The sequence below is a fragment of the Pseudohongiella sp. genome, from assembly GCF_011050365.1.
GTDB lineage: Bacteria > Pseudomonadota > Gammaproteobacteria > Pseudomonadales > Pseudohongiellaceae > Pseudohongiella.
In genome coordinates this window covers 191,478-206,962 of sequence record NZ_DRFV01000010.1, presented here as the reverse complement: position 1 = coordinate 206,962, position 15,485 = coordinate 191,478, and the positions used below count along the sequence as shown (strand labels likewise).

Genomic DNA, 15,485 nt, shown 5'->3' with positions numbered 1-15,485 from the left:
TTAATGCTTAACTGCCGGGCAGAGGACTTGAGTTGACTGTCAAAAATTATTCCAGCTACCGTGCTGATGCTGATTTGCCATGGCGCCGGGCCGGGCAACACTGGCCTCGCCCGCCACCCGTCTGGCAGCAATGCCTGCTGGCCCCCGGCTCCCTGACACATCGCTTACAGGCGCTGAGTGATGGCACGTTCAAGGTAGAGGTGCTGGACGAGGGCTGGGTACACGGTAGCTCGCGTAGCATTGCTATTTTCGGCAAACGCAAGGCAACACAGATCATGTGGTCGCGTCGGGTTTTGCTGTGCGGACACGGCCAGCCCTGGGTTGCCGCGCATTCGCTGATCCCATGCAGCAGCGTGCAAGGCTCATTGCGGCAGTTGGTCCGTCTGCGTGACCGTCCGCTGGGCGGCTTTCTGTTCCGCCATCCGCAACTGCATCGGGACGAACCGGAGCTGGTGCGTTTGTCCGATCACTGGGGGCGTCGTTCGGTTTTCCATCTGCAGGGCAAGTCATTGCTGGTTGCCGAGTTTTTCCTGCCAGAGCTCATTGCGCAAATTCAGCGTCAACAACACCGCAAATAACAACACAGGATCCGGATCATGGCTGAAGAAACTATTAAAAGGGCTCTTGATGGCCTGCGTGTTATCGATCTTACGCGCGTGCTGGGCGGACCTTATTGCACCCAGGTACTGGGTGACCATGGTGCCGAGATTGTGAAAATCGAACCGCCGCAGGGCGATGAAGTGCGCGATTGGGGGCCTCCCTTTCACGAAGGCGATGCGGCGTACTTTATTGGCGTCAATCGAAATAAAAGGGCGATGGCGCTCGACCTGCGCCAGCAGGAAGGCAGGGATCTGCTCCTGCGGCTGCTGGAAGATGCCGACATCCTGTTGGAGAACTACAAGCCGGGCACCATGGAGAAGTGGGGCCTCGGTTTCGATGTGCTGCACAAGCAGTTCCCCCGGTTGATCCATTGCCGTATCAGTGGTTTCGGTGCCGATGGTCCGCTGGGCGGTTTTCCCGGGTATGATGCCATCGTGCAAGCCATGGCTGGCTGGTTCAGTGTTAATGGCGAGCCCGGAGGCAATCCTACCCGCCTGGGGGTAGCGATGGTGGATATGGGCACCGGGTTGTACTCTGCCATTGCCGTATTGATGGCAGTGCATGAGCGTCAGCGTTCCGGCCAGGGTCAGTACATTGACATGACGCTGTATGATTGTGCCGTGTCGCTGATGCATCCGCATGTAGTGAACTACAATATGTCCGGGCAGGTGCCGGTTGCCACTGGCAACGCTCATCCCAATATCAGTCCTTATGAAACCTTCAGAACGCGGACCGTGGATATTTTCATTGGCGCGGGCAACAATCGTGCGTTTGGCAAATTGTGTGATGAGATCGACGCGTCGGAGCTTGCGGCTGACGCGCGTTTTGTCACTAACGCCGATCGCGTCAAAAACCGCGAAAGCCTGAAGGCAGAGATCGAGTCACGATTGATGAAAATCGACGGTAGTGATTTGTGCCAGCGGTTACTTTCCGCCGGATTGCCGGCAGGACCGATCTATAACACGGCACAGGTTGTTGAGCATCCGCATACCATCCATCGTGAGATGAACCTGGCACAGGACTGGTACAAAATGACCGGCATTCCCATCAAGTTCTCGCGAACACCCGGGCGCCTGGAACGATTGCCGCCCAAATTTGCCGAACATAACCGCGAAATTCTCGCGGAAATGGGGATTCGCGGCGATGCATTTGACGATCTGGTGGCCAGAGGGGTTGTTCCTGACAAACGCAGTTAACCCGGCTCCAGGCAGAACACGGTCATGGATGCATTTTCCGTACTGACGGCTTTGCCATCGCGCAGGGCCGGGCGGAACTGAAGGTCGTGCAAGCCATCCCGGCCGCGTATCCGGGCAGAAGTACTGTCAGGTTCAGCCGACATCACCCGTGTGCGCGCAGCCTGGCCATTGACCCCGATGTTGAAGTTGATGGTGGCACTGATGCCGGCTGCCTGACTCATCAATGAGTTCCCCGGCATCGCCTGATAGCGCAGGCCCGGTATGCCATCCTGAACCAGCGCTGTTGCTGGCAGCTCTACGCGGTTTCCGGCCACAATCTCACAATCATTGCTACTGTCTTCGAGTCGACTGGAGAATGTCGGCAGCGGCAACAGCGCGGGGCAGGAAAACCGCGCGTTTAATTGCTCCGACGAATACCCTGCCTGCAGAAATAGTTCCCAGGCACTCTGATAATAGCTGTGTGCCGACCCCGTGCTGCTTTGCCCGCGGTCGGGTCCTGCCATAGCGCCGATGCGCAATTCGTATTGCTGACGTAACAGGACTGAATCACCCAGATACAGCTGAAGCATGGCCGCAGCTTCCGGGTCGGTACTGGTCAGATCGCCAGCTTCCTGGTCTGTCGGCGGCAGCAAGGTGGATTCCAGCTCCTTGATCAATACGAAGTGCCGCATCATGGCCGTGCGATGGGCGCGCTCCACGACGGTGCTGGTGCGAGCGCCATAAGTTGCCTCAATGTCCTGGACGCTGGTCATGCGTTGGGGGGCGCGCAGATTGTTGGTTTGCAGACCTTGTGTGCGATTGATCAGCTGCTGACTGGTGTCGGAGCCATCGATTATGCCCAGGGCAATGTTGAGCTCTGCCAGGGCATGATCGTAAATCAGGCCCTGCATGACCGCTGGCTCTGTTGTTGTTTGTCGCGCCAGTGCCAGCGCAGACTCCTCCATATCGCGGAGCTGAAACAGGTAGGCGGCTTCCTGCTGGCGTGGTCCACGACTCAGCAGCAAGCGCGTCCAGTCGCGCATTACTTTGATATTATTTATTTTTTCACTGTCTGACAGGGTGTTGGAGCGCTCCAGCAGCCATGACAGATACACGAGTCGATCCTGCATGCCCACCCAGTTCTGCTGCGCTGCCATGATGGACAGCTGACGATGTACCAGTGCGATCTGACCGTCAGTATACAGCCCGTCATTCACGCGCAGAATCTGGATCTGCTGCTCGACAATGTTGTTGGCTTCTCTGAGCTCACCGACTGAAATAAGAGCTTCGCTCAGGCCATTCATGGCATTCAGTAATCCCGGGTGGTACAGCCCTTGCCGACTCTGTAGCATTGCGACCCGCTCACGAAGGATATTCAGGTGTTCGACCTGTGTCGCGAGTGATGATGTCGTCAAACCGGGTTCCGCCGGCGACCGGTCGTCAGTGAACGGTGAGTCCACCGACGCTGTGGCTGCCGCCGGCAACAACATGCCAGCGGCAAGACAAAAGACGTGCAAGAACTGGCGGCCTGGTCGTCGCATGCCGTTCAGGTGTGTTAGTGGCATAATTTTCCCTCCCCACGGATACCTTCTCTGGCGATGGCTGCAGGCTTGTATTTGCCCTTGTTATCGTTGCCTATCGCCCGGATGGGCACTCTTTGAGTATATACAAAAACCGGCATCAGAAAAGCGATTCTGCGGCAATTGGTAGCACGCTGGCGACCGCCCGGCCTATTGTTGTTAATTACTTAGATTGCGCATTCGATCAAATGTTGCAGCATTTTGATGACTTATTCCGCTTTCAATCTGTCTGCTCAGGTACGGCCTGCACCTGCAGCAGCTGCAGGCCGTGCGCGTGCGGCGGCGTTTTGCTGCGCCAGCGGGTGATGGCGATATGACTGGTTGTGAGTCGGGTTGTGGGTGAGCTAGTATGCAGGTCATCTTAGTGTGCGATTTTTGTCGAATAAAGGAGTTAATATGAAGAATAACAAGATGTTATTGGCTAAGCGTCCGGTTGGCGAGCCCGGTGACGATTGCTTCAGTCTGGTTCAGGAAGATGTGCCTGAATTGCAATCGGGACAAATACTGATCAAAGTTATCTGGCTGTCGCTTGACCCCTATATGCGGGGTCGTATGAATGACGTCAAATCCTATGCGCAGCCGCTGCAGATAGGTGATGTCATCACGGGTGAATCCGCCGGCGTGGTTGTTGCCTCCAAATCTTCGCGCTTTCAGGTGGGTGATCACGTGACGGCGCATATGGGCTGGCAGAGCATGATCGTGGCAGACGATGATGAGCCCCGGTTGATGAAAGTGGATCTGAAAAACGGCACATTGTCGGCCCACCTGGGTGTTGTTGGCATGCCGGGCCGCACGGCCTTTTTCGGGTTGACGGAAGTCGGCAAACCCAAAGCCGGCGAAACGCTCGTGGTTGCCGCCGCCTCTGGTGCGGTGGGTTCGGTCGTCGGGCAGCTTGCCAAAATACTGGGTCTGCGCGCCATCGGGATTGCCGGCGGTGACGAGAAATGTCGTTATGTGAAAGAAGAACTTGGCTTTGATGACTGCCTGGACTACAAGAGCGGAAATCTGGCAGAGAAGCTGAAAGCAGCTTGCCCTGATGGTATTGATATCTATTTTGAGAATGTCGGCGGTGATGTGACCAGGGCGGTTGCCCCATTACTCAACAAGGGCGCACGAGTCCCTATATGCGGCTATATCTCTAACTACAACGACACTGACATTACCAAAGCGGAAACGCCTTTCCATATTCTGAAAACACTGGACGATGTGCCTGAGCATCGTTTCTTTGTGGTCACCGAATGGCAGGATCGCTGGCCGGAGGCGACCGAGAAGCTTGGCGCCTGGGTTAACGCGGATAAAATCAAATACCGCGAATCGGTAGGTGAGGGCCTGGAAAATGCACCCGAGCTGTTCCGGGGACTGTTGCGTGGTCGCAACTTCGGCAAGCAACTGGTCAAGATAGCGGACGAATAATTCATGTCAACAGCACAACAATCGTCGCTGTCTGTTGGCCAACTTTTCGGGTTGGCTGGCAAGACGGCACTGGTGACCGGTGGCAGCAGTGGTCTCGGTTTTATCATGGCCGAAACCCTGTTGCGTGCGGGTGTGCGTGTCGTGATTGCCTCGCGCAAACAGGAGAAATGTGACCAGGCGCTGGCGCAGTTGCAGCCTCTGGGTGACTGCCGGGCGATTGCCGCAGATGTCACCCGGGCTGATGACAGGCAACGTTTGTGCGACGATTTGCGGCAGCACTTTGAGGGTCTCGGGCTGTCCATACTGGTCAACAACGCCGGCGCCAACTGGGGTGCCAGAATTGAAGAGTATCCCGACGATGCGTTTGCCAAAGTCATGGCGACCAATGTGAATGCAGTGTTTTCACTGACCCGGGATTTGTTGCCATTGTTGGAGCAGGCGGCCTCCGCGGCAGACCCGGCACGGGTGATTAACATCGGTTCCATGGATGGATTGCAGGTTCCCATCGTGCAGCGCGTGCCCACGTTCGCCTATTCCGCCAGCAAGGCAGCTCTGCATCACCTGACACATACACTGGCGGTTGATTTGGGGCCACGTCAGATTACGGTGAATGCTGTGGCGCCCGGTTTTTTCCAGTCCCGCATGACGGATTACGTATTACGTGAGTTTGGTGATGATATTGCCGCCGATAGTCCGATGGGCAGAGCCGGCGAGCCGGAAGAGATTGCCGGGGTGCTGGTTTATCTGGCCTCGCGGGCGGGTGCCTACACCAATGGCGCAGTGATTCCGGTCGATGGTGGCACCCATGTCAGCAAAGGTACGAGGCCCTGGATGACGGACGCCTGACTGCGATGAGCCGCGTGTCATGTGATTGCCTGACATAAGACGTTTTCGTTGCCCTGCTTCGCTGTTATAATGCTGGGAAGCAAAATTCACAGGACTTATAAGCGTGTGTTGCTTGAGGGTCCGACAACAACGGGCATCGTGCGAGACGAATGCGATGCGGAAGAGGGAGCAGAGATGAACTTATTCGATCTGAGCGGAAAAGTGGCCCTGATCACCGGCTCGACCAAGGGTATCGGGCTGGCAATTGCAACGCATATGGCCGCTGCGGGTGCCAAAGTGGTGATTTCCAGCCGTAATCAGGATGCCTGTGACGAAGTCGCGGCCAGCATCAATGCCAACGGCGGCGAGGCGTTACCGGTTGCCTGCAATATCAACTACAAGGAGCAGCTCAAGACCCTCGTTGATGCGACTATCAAGCATTACGGCAAGATCGATATTCTGGTCATCAATGCTGCGCTGAACCCGTTTTACGGCCCGTCACAGGATATCCCTGATGAGGCCTTCGACAAGATCATGCACTCCAATATTGGCAGTGCCCATCGGTTGTGCCAACTGGTGCTGCCGGGCATGGCTGAAAACGGTGGCGGTGCCACCATTATCGTGTCATCCATCGCTGGTCTGAAAGGCACAGACGTGTTGGGTGCCTACGGCATATCGAAAGCGGCAGACATGCAGATTGCACGCAATCTCGCAGTCGAATGGGGGCCGAAAAACATCCGCGTTAACTGTATCGCCCCGGGTCTGATCAGGACCGATTTTGCCAAGGCGCTGTGGGAAAATCCGGAAACCTATAAAGCGACGGTCTCCAAGTATCCATTGCGTCGCATTGGTGAGCCGGACGAGATTGCCGGTGCGGCGATCTATCTGGCATCTGACGCCGGCAGTTTCACGACCGGGCAAACGCTGGTCGTTGACGGCGGTGGCACTATTACGGGTTGAAGCCATTGCAAGTCGATCAAAATCGCGTGACCGTCAAGCGGATCACAACAAAAAAACCATCATGAGGTATCGGGAATGAATCTGGGACTGTCTGAAGAAATGCAAAAAGTGCGCGAAAAAATTCGCGAATTCGTCGAAGTGGACGTGGCTGCCGTGGAAAAGGAATATCACGATGAAGTCAGTGTAGGTGACCGCTGGTCTCACACGCCAAGGCAGGAAGAAATCATGGGGAGCCTCAAGGCCAAGGCCAAAACCCTGGGATTGTGGAACTTCTTTTTGCCGAAAAGCCAGGGCGGCGCCGGTATCAGCAACCTGGAATACGCCCATCTGGCCGAGATCATGGGTCGCAGCCGGCTGGCGTCTGAAGCATTCAACTGCAGTGCACCGGACACTGGCAACATGGAAGTACTCGAGCGATACGGTTCGGAAGAGCAAAAAGAACAATGGCTGAAGCCATTGCTGGCGGGCGAGATCCGTTCCGCATTTGCCATGACCGAGCCCGATGTGGCTTCGTCAGACGCCACCAATATTGCCACCCGGGCTGTGCTTGACGGTGATGAATGGGTGATCAATGGTGAAAAGTTTTATATCTCCGGTGCCGGTGATGCGCGCTGCAAAATCATGATCGTCATGGTGGTCACCGATCCCGAAGCGCCCAAGCACAACCGTCAGTCGCAGATTCTGGTACCGATGGACGCCCCCGGTGTTGACGTGCTGCGCCCGATGGAAGTGTTCGGCAAGGATGATGCACCGCACGGCCATATGCATATACGGTTCAGCAATGTCCGGGTGCCGAAAGAAAATATCATTCTGGGCCGGGGTCGCGGTTTTGAAATCTCGCAGGGCCGTCTGGGGCCAGGTCGCATTCATCATTGCATGCGCTCGATCGGAGCCGCTGAACGTGCACTGGATCTGATGTGCACGCGTGCGCTGAGTCGTGAAGCATTCGGTAAACCACTGGCGGAACTGGGCGGCAACTACGACGTGATTGCTGACAGCCGTATCGAAATTGAAATGTGTCGACTGCTGGTGTTCAAGGCTGCCTACCTGATGGATACCATCGGCAACAAGGCGGCACGTGATGCCATTTCGCAGATCAAGGTAGCAGTGCCCAACATGGCGTTGCGTGTCATCGATCGTGCCATTCAGATGTATGGCGCCACCGGTGTATCACAGGATACCCCGCTGGCTGCATTGTGGACGTCGCAACGGACACTGCGTCTGGCCGACGGTCCCGACGAAGTCCACCGTCGCGTGGTGGCTCGCAAGGAACTGGCAAAATTCGCCTGAGCCGGTGACTGTAGCCGGTAGTAGTACTTAAGGGGCCTGCACCGGCTGATCCGGCGCGGGCCCCTTCGCGTATATGCACCACCCAAGTCAGAGATTCCCGCCGTGAAAATAGCCATCGTAGGATCCGGCATCGCCGGCTTGACTGCTGCCTATAAATTGCATCGTCAGCACGATATTACTGTGTTCGAGGCTGACGACCGTATTGGCGGCCACACCGCCACCGTCGAGGTATCGGTCGATGGCCGACAGCACGCGATTGACACCGGTTTCATCGTCTTCAATGACTGGACCTATCCCAATTTCATCGAGCTGATGAACGAGCTGGGTGTCCAGTGGCGGGATTCCGACATGAGCTTCGGCGTCAGCTGCCAGGCCACGGGTCTGGAATACGCCGGTGTCAATGGCCGTTTTGCCTTGTATAACGGTTTGTTCGCACAACGCCGCAATTTGCTGTCGCCCTCATACATCAGCATGCTGCTCGATATCCTGCGCTTCAACAAGCAGGCGATCAGCGATTTTGACAATAACCGGATACCTGATCTGCAGTTGCAGGACTATGTCAAAAGCCTGGGCCTGAGTAACAGGTTCAGGGACTATTATCTGGTGCCGATGGCCTCGGCCATCTGGTCGACACCGTTTCAGCGCATGCTTGAGTTTCCGGTTCGTTTTATGGTGCCGTTCATGGTGCGCCACGGCTTGCTTAATGTGCATGACCGACCCCAGTGGCGTACGCTGGCGGGAGGTTCGGGCGCTTATCTGAAACCCATGAGTCGGGGGTTTGCCGATCGCATCCGCCTGTCGACACCGGTGACCGGTATCGAGCGTCAGGCTGATCATGTGAACGTGGTCACCCACGACAATGTTGAGCAGTTTGATCAGGTAGTGCTGGCTTGCCACAGTGACCAGAGCCTCAGCCTGTTACGCGACGCCAGCACCGATGAGCACGACGTCCTGTCCGCCGTGCGCTACCAGGCCAATGATGTAGTGCTGCATACCGATGTTGCCGTGATGCCCGACAACAGGCGCGCATGGGCCAGCTGGAATTATTTTCTGACCGAAGATCGCAGCGGCTTGCCACGAGTGACATACGACATGAACCGGCTGATGGGCATTGCCGGCAGTACCCGGTTCCTGGTCAGTCTGAATGACACTGATCGTATCGATCCGGCCCAGATACTGGGACAGTTTAATTATGCGCATCCCGTCTTCACCCGGGACGCGGCGCATGCACAGACCCAATGGTCACGCATCAATGGCGTGCAGCGCACCTGGTTCTGCGGCGCCTGGTGGGGCAAAGGGTTTCACGAAGACGGCGTGGTCAGTGCGCTGCGCGTGTCAGAGGCACTGACGGTGCAGCCCTGATCCAGCCGCCTAAGTCAGGTTGCCGATACCCTGCGTGCGGGCTTGCTCGGCGGGCAGCTCCCTCCGGTATAACTCCTGCACCGTCAGGGTCTCCAGATCCAGCAGCATCAGGCGCAGATAGGATGCGGTGTCGGTGTCGACGGCAGTCTGGCCAACGGTGAGCAGAATGCCGGCGTCCAGTGGCGACCATTGCAGCTGGAAGATGCGCTCATCGGTGGTGAACGCGACCCAGGGCTCTGCCTCGGCCATGACCGGGCGCAGGTTGAGGCTGGCAATGCCCTCATGGTAATCGACATAAGCCAGTAACTGGCCGTCCGGCGTCAGCATGGACTGCCCCTGAAGTTTGCCAACCCCCGATTTTTCTTCAAGGCCAGGCTGGGTCATACCCGGCATCGTTGCCGGGGTGTTTTGCCATGACGGCGCGTTGCCCAGTCTGGCGATCGGATAGGACGTATCGCTGTCCCTGAACAGACCGGCAGGCATTGCCTCGGCCTCTTGTGCAGTTGTTGACGCGGCAGATTTACCAATAACACGGTCGTAGTGCGGCAGCGGTTGTTGCCTGCCCACCTCAGTCGCTGTGGCTGATGTTGGCAGCTGTGCCACCAGGGGCGTGCGCTGGCCATCGTCGCCTACGCGCACAGCAAGGGCCAGCGCCAGAATGAAGCCGGCGGCGATACTTGGCGTCCAGCGTCTGGCCCAGTGGCGCGTCGTGCTGTTGCCGGCGTTTGCAGGGCCGGTTGATACCGGACGGGCTGGCGGCCCGGAGACAACCGGTGGCAGTGTCAGGCGGTAGCCCCGCTTGGGGATTGTCTGTATCAATGCGGAGCGTTTGTCGCCCGCGGCGGTCAGTGCTCGTCGCAAATCCGAAACCGCCCTGGTCAGGGAGTTTTCATTGACCACCACTCTGGGCCAAAGCACGGTAATTATGTCCTCGCGGGCCACCACAGCATCTGCTGATGCTGCCAGCAGGCAAAGCAGGCGCATCAGCCTGGGTTCCAATAGCCGGCTGTCGTCTGCATTAAATTTGTGCTCTATCAGATTGCGTGTTGGATAAACAAGCCAGCAATCCAGCACAAAAACATGGCTGTTCATCAATGTTGAATATGACAGCGAATCATTGTCTGCGAGCGTTGTATCCATTGTGGTATTCATAGAGGCAGTTTCCTCGATCATATCGCGCCAACCCAAAACTTTGCTGGTTATCGTTAACTGAGACCGTTTAAAGGCAAAAAAGTGCCAACTTCACAATTTCCGGATGTTTTTTTCCGCTTTCCTTCAGGTATATGGCGTCCGCAAGTCCTATCTTCAAGTCCGTAGCCAGACCACGCCCGGCACAGCCTGGCAAATCAACCGATAAGGAGTAGTGGCGATGAGACTGATGAGTGAGTTTAAACGATATGCGTATAAATCCCTGAACAAAACGGTGTTGACCGCCGCCGTATTGGCGGCAGGTGTGACGTCCGTCCTGTCAACACCGGCAGTACTGGCAGCACCGGCAGAAACCGCCATGGTATACGACAACACTATGCCTTCTCTGGCGCCCATGCTGGAGGATGTCACGCCTGCGGTGGTGAATATTTCGGTAACCCGGGTACAGCAGATGCCTGACGTATTCGGATTCCGGGGCAATGGCCAGCAGCCCCCGGTGCGGCGTTCGCGAGGCGCCGGTTCGGGTGTGGTCATTGACAGTGAAGAGGGCTACATCGTCACCAATCATCATGTGGTGACGGGTGCTGACACCATCAACGTGGCTTTGCTCGACGGGCGCGTGCTTGAAGCTGAATTGATTGGTAGCGACGAGCAGACCGATATTGCGCTGTTGCGGGTCGAAGCTGAACGGCTGACGGCAATTGAGCTGGCCGACGCCGGTCGCATGCGCATCGGGGACTATGTGGTGGCGATCGGAAATCCGTTTGGTATTGGCCAGACCGTGACTTCCGGCATTATCAGTGCGCTGGGACGAGCGGGCATCAACAACGATAATTATGAGGACTTCATTCAGACTGATGCTGCGATCAACGTCGGCAATTCCGGCGGCGCACTGGTTGATCTTCAGGGGCGTCTGGTCGGTATCAATACCGCCATCATCTCTGGCTCGGGCACCAGCTCCGGGGTCGGCTTTGCGGTGCCGGTTGATATGATGGATGCTGTTATTTCCCATCTTGAGCGTGATGGCGTGGTGCGTCGTGGCCAGCTCGGGGTCATTATTCGCGATCATACGCCGTTGGTTGAAGACACCCTGCATCTGGGCGCTGAGCATGGCGCGCTGATCACCCAGGTGATGCCGGATTCGGTTGCTGACCAGGTGGGCCTGCAGGTGTCTGACCTCGTCATCGCCGTCAATGGTGAGTCAATCACCAGTAGTCGCGAATTGCGCAATGCCGTGGGTCTGGCGGGTGTTGACCAGGTGCTTGAACTCGGCCTGCTGCGTGACGGTGAACAAGTGTCGGTCAACGCAATGATCATCGCCAGTGGCGCTGATGCAGTAGCCGCCAGTGCCGATAACAATAATGGCCGTCGGGCAGACGAATCGCGCTTTCTGGGTGCGCAGCTGCAGGATGTCGCCGGTGCCGGCAATGGTGTTGTCGTGGCAGACGTTGCCCAGCGCAGCCCGGCCTGGGCCGCGGGTCTGCGCCCGGGCGATATCATTGCACAGGTCAACCGGCAGCCCGCGCAATCACTGCGTGAATTCAATCAGCTGTTAAGTGAGGAGGCCAGAGTTGTTGCTCTGGGTGTAGTGAGGGATGGACAGCAGTTGCTTTTGATTGTGTCTTAAGCCCTCTTGTGCCGACCTGTCGCCCCGGCAGGTCGGTTTTTTTATGCGGACGTGAGCGCCTCTGTCAGGCTGCCTTCTCTGCGCGATACTTGCAAATTCCCCATGACATGGTATTTTTCATGGCAAATCACCGCGCGCCCACGGAACGTCGTATTTTGCCAACTACCGCAAAACCCCGCCTGTCATCAATTGTGCTCAGCCTGCCTCCTCTGGTTTTCATGTCCCTTGTGCTGTCGTCGATGCCGTTGCTGGCTGATGACGCTGCCTTCCCCACCTCTGTGCCGGAACCAGGCGTCCAGCCTGTGTTTCACCAGTTACCCGGACAATTGCCGGCCCCTATTGCACAGGCCGACATTGCTGACTTCAGTGACTATAAACGCTGGCTGCAACAGGAAGTGTCGGAACAGAACATTCCCGGTGTCGCGGTAGCGATTGTCTCCTCATCAGACATTCTTGAGCTGCAGACATACGGTGTCCGTAATGTGCAGGATGGTGTTGCGGTGGACAACGATACTGTGTTTCGAATTGCCTCGGTGTCCAAAACCTTTGCCGGTACCGTTGCCTCACAGTTGGTGAACAGCAATGTTTCCACCTGGGATGAACCCATTTCAGCGACTCTGCCTTACAACATCGGCACCGATATCGCGACCCAACAGATGACACTGAGACATGTGGTCAGTCATACCACCGGGCTGATGCCGCATGCGTTTTCCAATATGCTGGATGCCGGCGTGGCGTATGACAAAATTCAGGAAAAATTTCATGAGATCCCGACTGTCTGCCCGCCAGGTCAGTGTTACGGTTACCAGAATGTGGTGTTTTCGCTGGTCGCCGATGTTGTGCAGGCCAGTTTGCGGACCACTTACGATGATTTTGTTGTCGAAAACATTTTTCTGCCATTGGGCATGACCCGGGCGTCCATGGGGTACGAAGCTTTTCGCGACAACCCCAATGCCAGTGCGCCGCATCAGTACAGACGCGGTGGGTGGCGTTTGAGTTCGGTCAACTCCGCGTATTACACCACGGGGCCGGCTGCCGGTGTCAACGCAACGATCCTCGATATGGTGCGCTGGGCACAGGCCAATCTGGGTGGGTACCCGGAGGTGATGCCTCGCTCGCTGCTCGACTTGCAGCACACGCCGGTTGTGGAAACGCCGCACGGCAACTATTTTAACCGCTGGCCAAAGGTGGAAGCTGCCTGGTACGGTCTGGGATGGCGCATACTGGACTACGACGGGATGCGCGTCATCCATCATGGTGGCGGCGTTCGTGGTTATCGCTCGGAAATTGTGTTGGTGCCCGCCTATGACATCGCGCTGGTGGTGATGTTTAACGCTGAAACGCGGTTGGCCAATGAGGTGGTGCCGCATTTTCTGGACAACCTGCAGGCCAATATCAACGCACTGTAATGCGCCAGCCGGTTGCCTTCATTTCTTTAAGCTACAGAGATTGTTATGAACGACACTATTGAGTTATTGAAGTCACACCGCAGTATCCGCAAGTTCAAAGAGCAGGCATTGCCTGACGGGCTGTTGGCAGAGATCCTGAGCGCCGGCCAAAGCGCGGCAACCTCCAGCTTCCTGCAAGGCGCCACTGTGATTCGCGTGAGCAAGCCGGAGAGTAGGGCACAACTGGCTGCCTTTGCCGGCAATCAGCCTTACGTGGAAAAAGCGGCTGAATTTTTGGTGTTTTGTGCCGATGTGCGCCGTGCCGGCAACTGCTGTGTCAGGTACGATAAACCTTTCTCGGGTGATTACACCGAGCACTTTATCATTGCTACCGTCGACGCGGCGCTGATGGCACAGAATACTGTGGTTGCTGCCGAAGCGGCGGGTCTGGGTATCTGTTATATCGGCGGCTTGCGTAATAATCCGCGCCAGGTGTCTGATTTACTGCAATTACCGACAGGCGTGTATCCGGTGTTTGGGTTGTGTCTGGGTTATCCGGATCAGGATCCTGAAGTGAAGCCGCGCTTGCCGCTGTCCGTCATCGTCAAAGAAGAAGTGTACGACGACAGTCAGGATGTCGCGGTCATTGAAGAGTATGACGAGCGTGTCCGCGAATATTACCGCACCCGCACCGGGGGTGGTCATGGTGTGAGCTGGAGCGAGCAGGTGGCAGCCTTGCTCAGCGAGAAAGCGCGGCCGCATATGCGGGGCTTTCTGGCCGAGCAGGGCTTTGACATGAAGTAAACCCCGGGCGGCCGTTGCTGGCGCCCTGGCTAAAAGCCTCGTCAGATAACCCGTATCGAGCGCAATTGCTCAATTTGTGCTGCTGAGTATCCCAGCTCCTGCATGATCTGATCGGTATGTTCGCCCAGCAAAGGTGCCCGATGCTTCACTGCCGTCGGGTTGGCGGACAGGCTGAACGGCGTGGTCATCACCGGGGCAGCCTTGCCGGCGCCGGGATATTCCAGGTGCCTGAACATGCCTCGTGCGGCCACATGCGGATCGTCCAGCACCTGTTGCGGTGACATTACCGGGCCCGCAGGAATGCGCGCCGCTTCCATGTCGGCCAGAACCTCGGCAGAACTGCGTTCGGCGCACCAGCGCGCCAGACGTTCGCTGATCAGTTCGCCGTTGTCACCACGGGTAATGTCATCCTTGAAGCGCGGGTCATCGAGCCATTCCGGCTCGCCCATCAGCTCCACCCAGCGCGCGAACAAAGGGCCACCCACAGACTGGATCAGAACCCAGCCATCGCGGGTTTTGAAGGTGTCGGCGGGGCCGGAAGTCTGTGAGCGGTTCAGGGTGGCGGTCCGGTTGCGCTCAATCATGGCCTGTTCAATCAGGGTGCCGTTCATCATGGTCAGTGCTGTGTTGAACAGTGACGCTTCAACCACCTGTCCCTTCCCGGTTTTCTGGCGCTCGAAAAGAGCCGCCATGGTGCCGACAGCGCTGAGACTGGCGGTGCCAAAATCGATAAAGGGGGCATAGGATTTGACGGGTTGTTCCGGGGTGCCGGTCATGTACATGGCGCCGGACATGGCCTGCCCCAGGCCATCAAAGCCGACCCTGTTACTGTAAGGGCCGCCGGTGCCGAAGGCGGAGATCATGGTCAGGATGATGTCGGGTTTGATCGCTTTCAGGCTGTCGTAGTCCAGACCCATCGCGTGCAGGGTGTCCGGTGGCAGATTGGCGACCACAACATCGGCGCTGGCCACCAGCTTTTTCACCACCTCACGGCCTTCGGGCTTCATCGGGTTCAGAGTCATGCCCAGTTTGTTGCGGCCCATCTGCATGAACAGGGCGCCGTCACCGGTATCACTGACCGGGGACAGAAAGCGGTCTTCGCTGCCCTGTACCTTTTCAATTCGTATGACTTCCGCCCCCATGTCGCTTAACAGGCTGGCGCAAAAAGGCCCGGCTATGTAACGACCAAAATCCAGTACCCGAATACCCTCTAGAACGTTGCTCATCTGTGTCAGCTTCCCCCGAAATTTAACGTCGATCGGATTCTAGCACAGCTCTGGCACGCGGATGCGGCTGACGCTGGCATTGTGTC

Annotated in this window: 13 protein-coding genes; 10 read left to right on the top strand and 3 right to left on the bottom strand. The window is 57.0% G+C overall.

All coding sequences use genetic code 11. From position 1 onward, the window contains the following. Nucleotides 1-32: 32 nt before the first annotated feature. Together ENH71_RS09535 and ENH71_RS09530 are read left to right on the top strand one after the other, a co-directional pair. Nucleotides 33-578, top strand: coding sequence for a chorismate--pyruvate lyase family protein (locus tag ENH71_RS09535; RefSeq protein WP_294130981.1), 546 nt, complete (start codon nt 33-35; stop codon nt 576-578). A gap of 18 nt (nt 579-596) precedes the next feature. After that, nucleotides 597-1,796: a CaiB/BaiF CoA transferase family protein gene (locus tag ENH71_RS09530; protein WP_294130979.1), complete on the top strand. Its 1,200-nt coding sequence runs from the start codon at nt 597-599 to the stop codon at nt 1,794-1,796. Here ENH71_RS09530 and ENH71_RS09525 read toward each other — a convergent pair. Further along, nucleotides 1,793-3,340, bottom strand: coding sequence for a hypothetical protein (locus tag ENH71_RS09525; RefSeq protein WP_294130978.1), 1,548 nt, complete (start codon nt 3,338-3,340; stop codon nt 1,793-1,795). The two genes, ENH71_RS09530 and ENH71_RS09525, sit on opposite strands and share 4 nt — an antisense overlap. A gap of 411 nt (nt 3,341-3,751) precedes the next feature. On the opposite strand from ENH71_RS09525, the gene ENH71_RS09520 reads away from it, so the two are divergent. The 5 genes from ENH71_RS09520 to ENH71_RS09500 all read left to right on the top strand — a co-directional run bounded on the left by ENH71_RS09520 (nt 3,752) and on the right by ENH71_RS09500 (nt 9,205). Continuing rightward, entirely contained in the window at nt 3,752-4,768 is a 1,017-nt protein-coding gene (locus ENH71_RS09520) for an NADP-dependent oxidoreductase (RefSeq protein WP_294130977.1), read from the top strand. 3 nt (nt 4,769-4,771) lie between these two features. Further along, the gene (locus tag ENH71_RS09515; protein ID WP_294130975.1) at nt 4,772-5,614 is read left to right on the top strand and encodes an SDR family oxidoreductase; all 843 of its coding nucleotides are present in this window, start codon (nt 4,772-4,774) and stop codon (nt 5,612-5,614) included. Between the two features lie 174 nt (nt 5,615-5,788). Further along, the gene (locus ENH71_RS09510) at nt 5,789-6,553 is read left to right on the top strand and encodes an SDR family NAD(P)-dependent oxidoreductase (protein ID WP_294130973.1); all 765 of its coding nucleotides are present in this window, start codon (nt 5,789-5,791) and stop codon (nt 6,551-6,553) included. A 75-nt stretch (nt 6,554-6,628) separates the two neighbouring features. Next, nucleotides 6,629-7,843: an acyl-CoA dehydrogenase family protein gene (locus tag ENH71_RS09505; RefSeq protein WP_294130971.1), complete on the top strand. Its 1,215-nt coding sequence runs from the start codon at nt 6,629-6,631 to the stop codon at nt 7,841-7,843. 102 nt (nt 7,844-7,945) lie between these two features. Beyond that, a complete protein-coding gene (locus ENH71_RS09500) occupies nt 7,946-9,205 on the top strand; it encodes an NAD(P)/FAD-dependent oxidoreductase (protein WP_294130969.1) in 1,260 nt (419 codons plus the stop codon). A gap of 9 nt (nt 9,206-9,214) precedes the next feature. Here the strand turns inward: ENH71_RS09500 and ENH71_RS09495 are convergent, their stop codons facing one another. Continuing rightward, nucleotides 9,215-10,357 carry a winged helix-turn-helix domain-containing protein gene (locus ENH71_RS09495; RefSeq protein WP_294130967.1) on the bottom strand — a complete coding sequence of 381 codons (1,143 nt, stop codon included), beginning with the start codon at nt 10,355-10,357 and terminating at the stop codon, nt 9,215-9,217. A 217-nt stretch (nt 10,358-10,574) separates the two neighbouring features. Here ENH71_RS09495 and ENH71_RS09490 point away from each other — a divergent pair, with 217 nt between their 5' ends. From ENH71_RS09490 to nfsA, 3 genes are all read left to right on the top strand, one after another. Beyond that, nucleotides 10,575-11,981 (top strand): Do family serine endopeptidase, encoded by a 1,407-nt coding sequence (locus tag ENH71_RS09490; RefSeq protein WP_294137763.1) that lies wholly within the window; start codon nt 10,575-10,577, stop codon nt 11,979-11,981. A gap of 119 nt (nt 11,982-12,100) precedes the next feature. Beyond that, a complete protein-coding gene (locus ENH71_RS09485) occupies nt 12,101-13,390 on the top strand; it encodes a serine hydrolase domain-containing protein (protein ID WP_294130965.1) in 1,290 nt (429 codons plus the stop codon). Between the two features lie 45 nt (nt 13,391-13,435). After that, entirely contained in the window at nt 13,436-14,173 is a 738-nt protein-coding gene (nfsA, locus tag ENH71_RS09480) for an oxygen-insensitive NADPH nitroreductase (protein ID WP_294130963.1), read from the top strand. Nucleotides 14,174-14,214: 41 nt separating this feature from the next. Here nfsA and ENH71_RS09475 read toward each other — a convergent pair whose 3' ends face one another. Beyond that, nucleotides 14,215-15,399: a CaiB/BaiF CoA transferase family protein gene (locus ENH71_RS09475; protein ID WP_294130960.1), complete on the bottom strand. Its 1,185-nt coding sequence runs from the start codon at nt 15,397-15,399 to the stop codon at nt 14,215-14,217. Nucleotides 15,400-15,485: the final 86 nt, after the last annotated feature.